At 54.7% G+C, this 6,419-nt stretch carries 4 protein-coding genes; 2 read left to right on the forward strand and 2 right to left on the reverse strand.

Annotated features, from left to right (window positions below):
* On the forward strand, positions 1–668 hold a 668-nt coding region (locus tag B2W96_RS07600; RefSeq protein WP_293009686.1), incomplete at its 5' end, for a S1C family serine protease.
* A 337-nt stretch (positions 669–1,005) separates the two neighbouring features.
* On the opposite strand, the gene B2W96_RS07605 is transcribed toward B2W96_RS07600, so the two are convergent.
* Together B2W96_RS07605 and B2W96_RS07610 are read right to left on the reverse strand one after the other, a co-directional pair.
* Positions 1,006–3,429 carry an MMPL family transporter gene (locus tag B2W96_RS07605; protein ID WP_293009687.1) on the reverse strand — a complete coding sequence of 808 codons (2,424 nt, stop codon included), beginning with the start codon at positions 3,427–3,429 and terminating at the stop codon, positions 1,006–1,008.
* A gap of 35 nt (positions 3,430–3,464) precedes the next feature.
* Positions 3,465–5,819: a hypothetical protein gene (locus tag B2W96_RS07610; protein WP_293009688.1), complete on the reverse strand. Its 2,355-nt coding sequence runs from the start codon at positions 5,817–5,819 to the stop codon at positions 3,465–3,467.
* Between the two features lie 321 nt (positions 5,820–6,140).
* Here B2W96_RS07610 and B2W96_RS07615 point away from each other — a divergent pair.
* Positions 6,141–6,419, forward strand: a 279-nt coding sequence (locus B2W96_RS07615) for a TetR/AcrR family transcriptional regulator (RefSeq protein ID WP_293009689.1), incomplete at its 3' end; no start/stop codon positions are given.

Consider the following 6,419-nt stretch of genomic DNA (forward strand, 5'->3'; position numbering starts at 1 on the left):
TGGAAGCCACGGGCCTGCCTGCGGCAGAGATGGGCGATTCCGACGCGCTGACGGTGGGCGACACGGTATACGCCATCGGAAATCCTCTGGGCGTGGAGCTGCGGGGAACGCTGACAGACGGCATTGTCTCCGCCATCAACCGGGACGTGGATGTTTCGGGCCGCATCATGACGCTGATCCAGACCAACGCGGCATTGAACGAGGGAAACTCCGGCGGCCCGCTTATCAATGTATATGGACAGGTGGTGGGCGTGAACACCATTAAGATGATGTCCTTTTCCTCAAATGTGGAAGGACTGGGTTTTGCCTTGCCCATGCGGTCGGTGCAGAAAATGGTGAATGACATTCTGGAGAGCGGGCAGGTCCTTCCCGAGCCGAAGCTGGGCGTCACCATCCTCGACATGCCCAAGGTTTTGCCCGACGGAACGCAGGGCGTGGAGGTGCAGGACGTGAGCATCGGCTCCGCCGCCGACAGGGCCGGGGTGAAAGGTGGGGACGTAATTGTTTCCGCAGGCGGACAGGCCGTGACTGAGCGGCATATGCTGTTGAACGTCCGCCGCCAGTTCCGCATCGGCGACGACTTGCCTATGAAGATTTGGCGGGATGGGGAGTATTTAGAGGTGGTCCTTCATCTGGACGAGGCGTTTCAACAACTGCCCGCCGATTGAAGCGGCAAGGAAGCGAAAGGAAACCGAAAAGTAAATTGCGCAGGGGTTTATTACGAAAACCGGAAACCGGGGATCAATTCCTGCGACGGGGCGGACAGGGTTCACTGTCCGCCCTTCTTTTCGCCTGCACGAAGGACCTGTGCCGAATGACCGCCGAAATGCTATGCTGCCTGGGACAGCGGCAAACCGCTCGTTAAAACGTCTCCCTTTCCCGCGGCAGGGGCGAAAGGGAGACGCTGTAATATTGTGCAGCTTTTGCGGACCGTTAAGACGGCCCCCTCCTCGCTTACCGCGCAGGAGGGGGCCGTCTTTTTGCAGGGACAAAAGCATGTGTGATTCAACGGGTTTTGGCAAGCTCCTTTTCTGTCGGCGTTTTTGTATCCGAGGGTTCCGGGGGCGTGCCTTTAGGGGCGGAGCTGCTGCCGGTATCGGTGGGGGCTTTTGTCTTCCGACGGGGAAGGGAACGTTTAAACACGGCAAAATGCTCTTTTTTCTCAGGCGCTTTGCCGGAGGAAGTCTCCTGCTTTTCGGAGACATTATTTTCCGGCGCAGACAGAGCGGAAGACGGCTGGTTGGAAGTGAGTTTGTTTTCCGCCTGCGATTCTTCACCGCTGTTAACCGTTGCTTCCTTCCCGAGGGGAAGCTTTTTTGCAGCGGATTGCAGGGCCTTTGCAACGCGGGAGGGCTTTACCGGCGGCACGGTCCGCCAGTACCGGCCGGTTTTATTGAACACCGGCTCGCACACGCTGAGAATGGAGGGCATGATAAAAATGCTGACCATCGCAGAAATCAGCGCGCCCCGGGCCAACATCACACAGATGGATCCAATCAGGTCGATACTGGAGACAAAGGACACACCCAGCGTGGCACAGAAGAGCACCAGTGAGCTGGTAATGATGGAGGGATCAGAGGAGGTGGCGGCAATGTGGATGGCCTCGTCCCGGCTTTTCCCGGCGCGCAGCTCCTCCTGAAGGCGTGTGGTCATCAAAATGGCATAGTCCACCGTGGCGCCGAGCTGCACGCAGCCAATGATGGTTGGGGCGATGAAGGGAATGTCCGTCCCGGTAAAATAGGGCACGCCCTGATTGATAAAGATGGCAAGCTCGATGGTGCCCACCAGAACCACCGGAACGGTGAGAGACTGGAACACGAATAAAACGATCAAAAAGATGGCGGCCATGGAGATGTAGTTGGTAATGTTGAAATCCACGGCGGAAGTTTCAATCAAATCATTGGTCATGGCCGCTTCGCCGGTAATCAGGGCACCGGAGTCGTATTGCTTGAGAATTCCCCGCATCCCATCCAGTTGGTCGGATACTTCCTGAGATGCGGTGGCGTATTTGGAGTTTACCATCATCATCTGCCAGCCGCCCTGCTTGAGCATGGTGCGCACCTCGTCAGGCACAAAAAATTCCGGAATCCCAGCGCCCAGCAGAGAGTGATAGGACAACACCGAGGTAATGCCGGGCAGGTCCTCAAGAGCATTTTCCAGTTGATTCATGTCCGTTGCGGAAATATCGTCCCGCAAAAGCACAAAGTGAGACGTGCCCATGTCAAAATCGCTCTTCAGCTTTTCATTGGCCACAATGGAAGGAAGGTCCTGCGGCAGAGATTCATCCAGCTTGTAGTAGATGCCCGCGTGGTTCTGCGCGTAAACGGCGGGCAGGAACATCAGAAGGGTAAGGCCCACAAAAACCCAGCGGTGCTTCAGAATGTGGACATTGATTTTATCAAAGCTGGGAATCAGCGTTCTGTGCTTGTGCTGGTCGATTTGCTTGTCAAACAACAGCACCAGAGAGGGCAGCACCAAAATCACCGTGGCAATGCCCAGCAGCACGCCCTTTGCCATGACGATGCCGATATCCCGGCCCAATGTCAGCCGCATGAAGCACAAGGCCAAAAAGCCGGCGATGGTGGTCAGGCTGCTGCCGGAAAGAGAGGTGAATGCGGACACAATGGCCTTTGCCATGGCGTCGCGCTTATCTTCGTAATTACTCCGCTCTTCCTCGTAGCGGTGGTAGAGAAAAATGGAATAGTCCATAGTAACGCCAAGCTGCAGGACGGCCGCGATGGCCTTGGTAAGGTAGGAAATCTGGCCCAAAAAAATGTTGGAGCCGAAATTGTAGATGACGGCCAGCCCGATGCTGGCGAGAAATATAAAGGGCAGCACCGTGGATTCCAGCGTCAGTGACATGGCCGCCAGCGCCAGAACAACCGCAAGGCCCACGAAAAGCGGAAGCTCGCTGTCCATCAGGTCCCGGGTATCCTTGATGACCACGGAAAAGCCCGCCAGGAAGCACTTTTCGTTGCATACCGACCGCACCTGATCAATGGCCTCCATCGTTTCGTCCGAGGCGCCGGGATGGTCGTACTGAATCACCATCATGGTGGCGTCTCCGGAGAAAAACATGTCTCTCAGGTTGGCGGGAATGAACTCGGTGGGAATCTGGATGCCCACCATGCTGCTGACCCAGATGGCGTTGCTGACGCCGGGAATATCCTGAATTTCCTGAATCAGCCGGTTGCTGTATCCGGCGGGCATATCCTCCACGATCAGCATACTGGTGGCCGCCATTTTAAACGGGTCCTCCAGCAGCTTTTCCCCCTGAGAGGACTCTGAGCTCTGGGGCAGGTAGGACAGAATATCGTAGTTGACGCGAGTGGCTGCAAACCCGATTGCGGAGGGAATCAGCAGCAATACGGCGATAAACGCCACCAGCTTGGGCCGACGTGTCAGCCCGTGTGCAATTTTTCCAATCACAGGAAGTCACCTTCTTCTTTCATACAGGCGGGCCCTCAGTGGAAAATCCCGGTGATTGAGGACCAAAGGTCATGGAACATCTGGCCCACGCGACTTCCAAAGCTGCCCTTGTCAGTGGCGGCAGACGCTGTTTCCTCCTCGTCCTCATCCGGAATCTTGATCTCCTGAGAACGGATCAGAATTTGAATACTTTGGGGCGCTGGGTTCTGTCCGGAAGTCAGCGACTGGGCCGGGGCGGTGCTGTCCATGTTCAGCAGGTTATCCACATCGCCTGTATGCTCGTTCCACGTATCTGTGATGATGCTGTCCAGACTGTTCTTTGCGGATTTAATGTCCTTGCTGGTGGCAAGGGCGGCGGCAGTCTGGCGCAGGGAAGCAGCCAGCCCCTCCAGCGTCTGCTTGGTTCCGGCATCCAACTGCTCGCCGGAGGTTCGGGCCAGAGCTTCCGTGTCGGAAATCAGTTTTTCCGCGTTGCGGATGGAGCCTGCGGCGGTGACGCTTAAATCCTCCAGTGTTTTGAGGCTTTCCTGTGCTTTTGGTTCATAAGCATCCACGGCATTATACAAATTTTGCACGTCGTCCAGTAGCTGAGATGCCTTTTTGGTTACTTTCTTGCTAACTCCGGCAATGCCGGATACATCCCCCATGACATTGGCAAGACTGCCCATCTCATCACACACCCTTGACAGTCCGCCTACCAGGTTGGCTGTTGAGATTGCCATTTTGCTCATGCTGTCACCTGCGGAGCTGACCGTGTCGTTCAGTCCACCCATAGCTGCCAAAATCAGCTCCAGTGCGGCTTTGTCACCGCTGTTGTAAACATTCCACAAATTATCCATTAGTGCGGCTTTGTTTGAGTCATTTGTCACTACGGCGCAAAATTTTTGAAAGCTTTTGGGAGAATCGGTATGGTCATAAGCGTCACACAGCGGGTTCAGCTTATCGTAGGCAGCCAGCAGCCCGCCGGAGGAATCGATACTGTAAATCAAATCGCGATTACCTGTGACGCAAGCATTTGCCATACCGGCGGCCTGTGAGGGCGAATAGCCTTGATTGACAAAGAAGCCTGTGTAAAAAGCAGTTCTATCCCCGCCCGCCGCGTTGAGCCCAGCATATGTAGTATGCAGACCCACCACCGTGTTCAGAGTATCCTGATTCAGTGTATTCTGCGAGGAACCCTGTCCGCCGGAGGAACCGGGGTTGATATCCAAAAGCTCGGTTTGCAGACTCTTCAGGCTTCCTTGAAGCGTGCGCAGCCGCCACATGACTTCCTGCGCGTCGTCGGCGTTGTTCTCCAAGTTTTTCAAATCATTTTCAAGATCCACCAGCTCCGCCTTTATAGAAACCGCCGTATTTACCAGCGTTTTTAGGGTTGCCTTGGAGTTCGTCAGCGTCTCGCTAGCGGCCTGTACCTGCTCTGCCACAGGGTCCAGCAGGGCGGCGATGCTTTCCATGTCCAGCTTGGAGACGTCGATTCCGTCATAGATGGAGCCTTTTCCGACAGAGATCGTTCCCCGGGCCTTATTCAGCGCGTCAAGACCCCTGGCACTGGAATAAAGGCTGCCGGTCATGCTGTTCAGCGCGTCCAGCGTGGTATCCAGACTGTTGTTGAGCTTTTCGTAGTCGTCCTCCAGCTCGTCCTTGCGGTCACTCAGCTCCGCAATCTGATCTAGCTGCGCCAGCGTGGCAGGGAGCATCATGAACGTCATGCCGCCAAAGGAAAAATCGTCGGAGCCAACCTCAATGGTAAAATGCTGCTCTTCTCCCGGCAGGGCCAGAAACAGCACCGTGCGCAGATTGCCCACCAGTTGAACCTGTGCGCCCTTCGCTTTCAGGGAAAGGATATCGTCCTGATTAAATAGGGCCATGGCCTCCAGCGTATAGTTGTTTTTTGCGTAATCGCTGGCGGATTCATTGGGAATAATGTCGAGATTGATATTCACCACGCCGGTTTTTCCAGCCAAATCCTCCGCCTTGGTGGGGACGCCGTTCAACGTGTAAGACAGGGCGATCGTCCAAGGCAGGGCGGCAAACGGCGCGGTGGTCTTTCCCTCAAAATAAAAGTGAGAAGGCGCGGCTGCCTTGCTGAAATCAAAGGTAGTGACATTGTCTTTCTCGGTGGGGGCCGTACCGTCGGTCAGGTTTACCACCTCGTCGTAAGTACCGTAATCCGTCAGGGCCGTGGCGCCGTTGAGAGCATAGCTTTTTACTACGCTGCCCTCCGTCAGGTTGCCATAGTAATCCAGCGTGGCGTAATAAGCCTCGTCGTAAGTAGGGGCCACGCCGTCGCCAATTTTTTCCGCCGCGCCCACGGGAATCAGCGTGGCCGGAAGCACCGCCGCCAGCGTCAGCGCAAGCGCGCGCGTGAACTGCGGGAATTTGTAAACCATAAAAATGCTCCTCTCAATTATGAACATGTGTCCTTTAATGAATTTATGTCAATTTTATACCAGAGAGAATTATAGTATGGTCTTATTCAAAAAGCAATAGGTTTCACCAAAAATAATCAACAATTTTTCATTAAAATATTTTTGTTGATTTTTAGACAGAGTTGAACTATAATAGCCGCAAGCGGCCATAATTGAACCGCTGTGTACATTAAGAAAAAGACGGCTGACTTTTGACCACACCGGAGTATTTTGTGGAGAACTGGGCCTATGTGGATCCCTGTGGTGAAGAGGGCTGTGGATTCACTTTTATGTGAAAGGGGCATGAACAAAGTGGAAAAAGGAGAGGATCGGCGGTCGCGCCGCTCTCAAAAGCTGCTGAAAAAGGGACTGCTGGAGCTGATGCTGGAAAAAAAGTTTTCCGCCATCTCCGTGCGGGATGTGACAGAGCGGGCGGATATGAACCGGGGGACGTTTTATCTTCATTATGCGGACACCACCGCCTTGCTTCAAAGCGTGGAAACGGACATGCTGGCAGAGGCCCAGCTTTTGATTGACGAGCATATGGCGGAGTTTGAGGCGGGCGGTTCTCTGCGCCCGGTG

The organism is Oscillibacter sp. UBA6647, from assembly GCA_002455655.1.
GTDB lineage: Bacteria > Bacillota > Clostridia > Oscillospirales > Oscillospiraceae > Oscillibacter.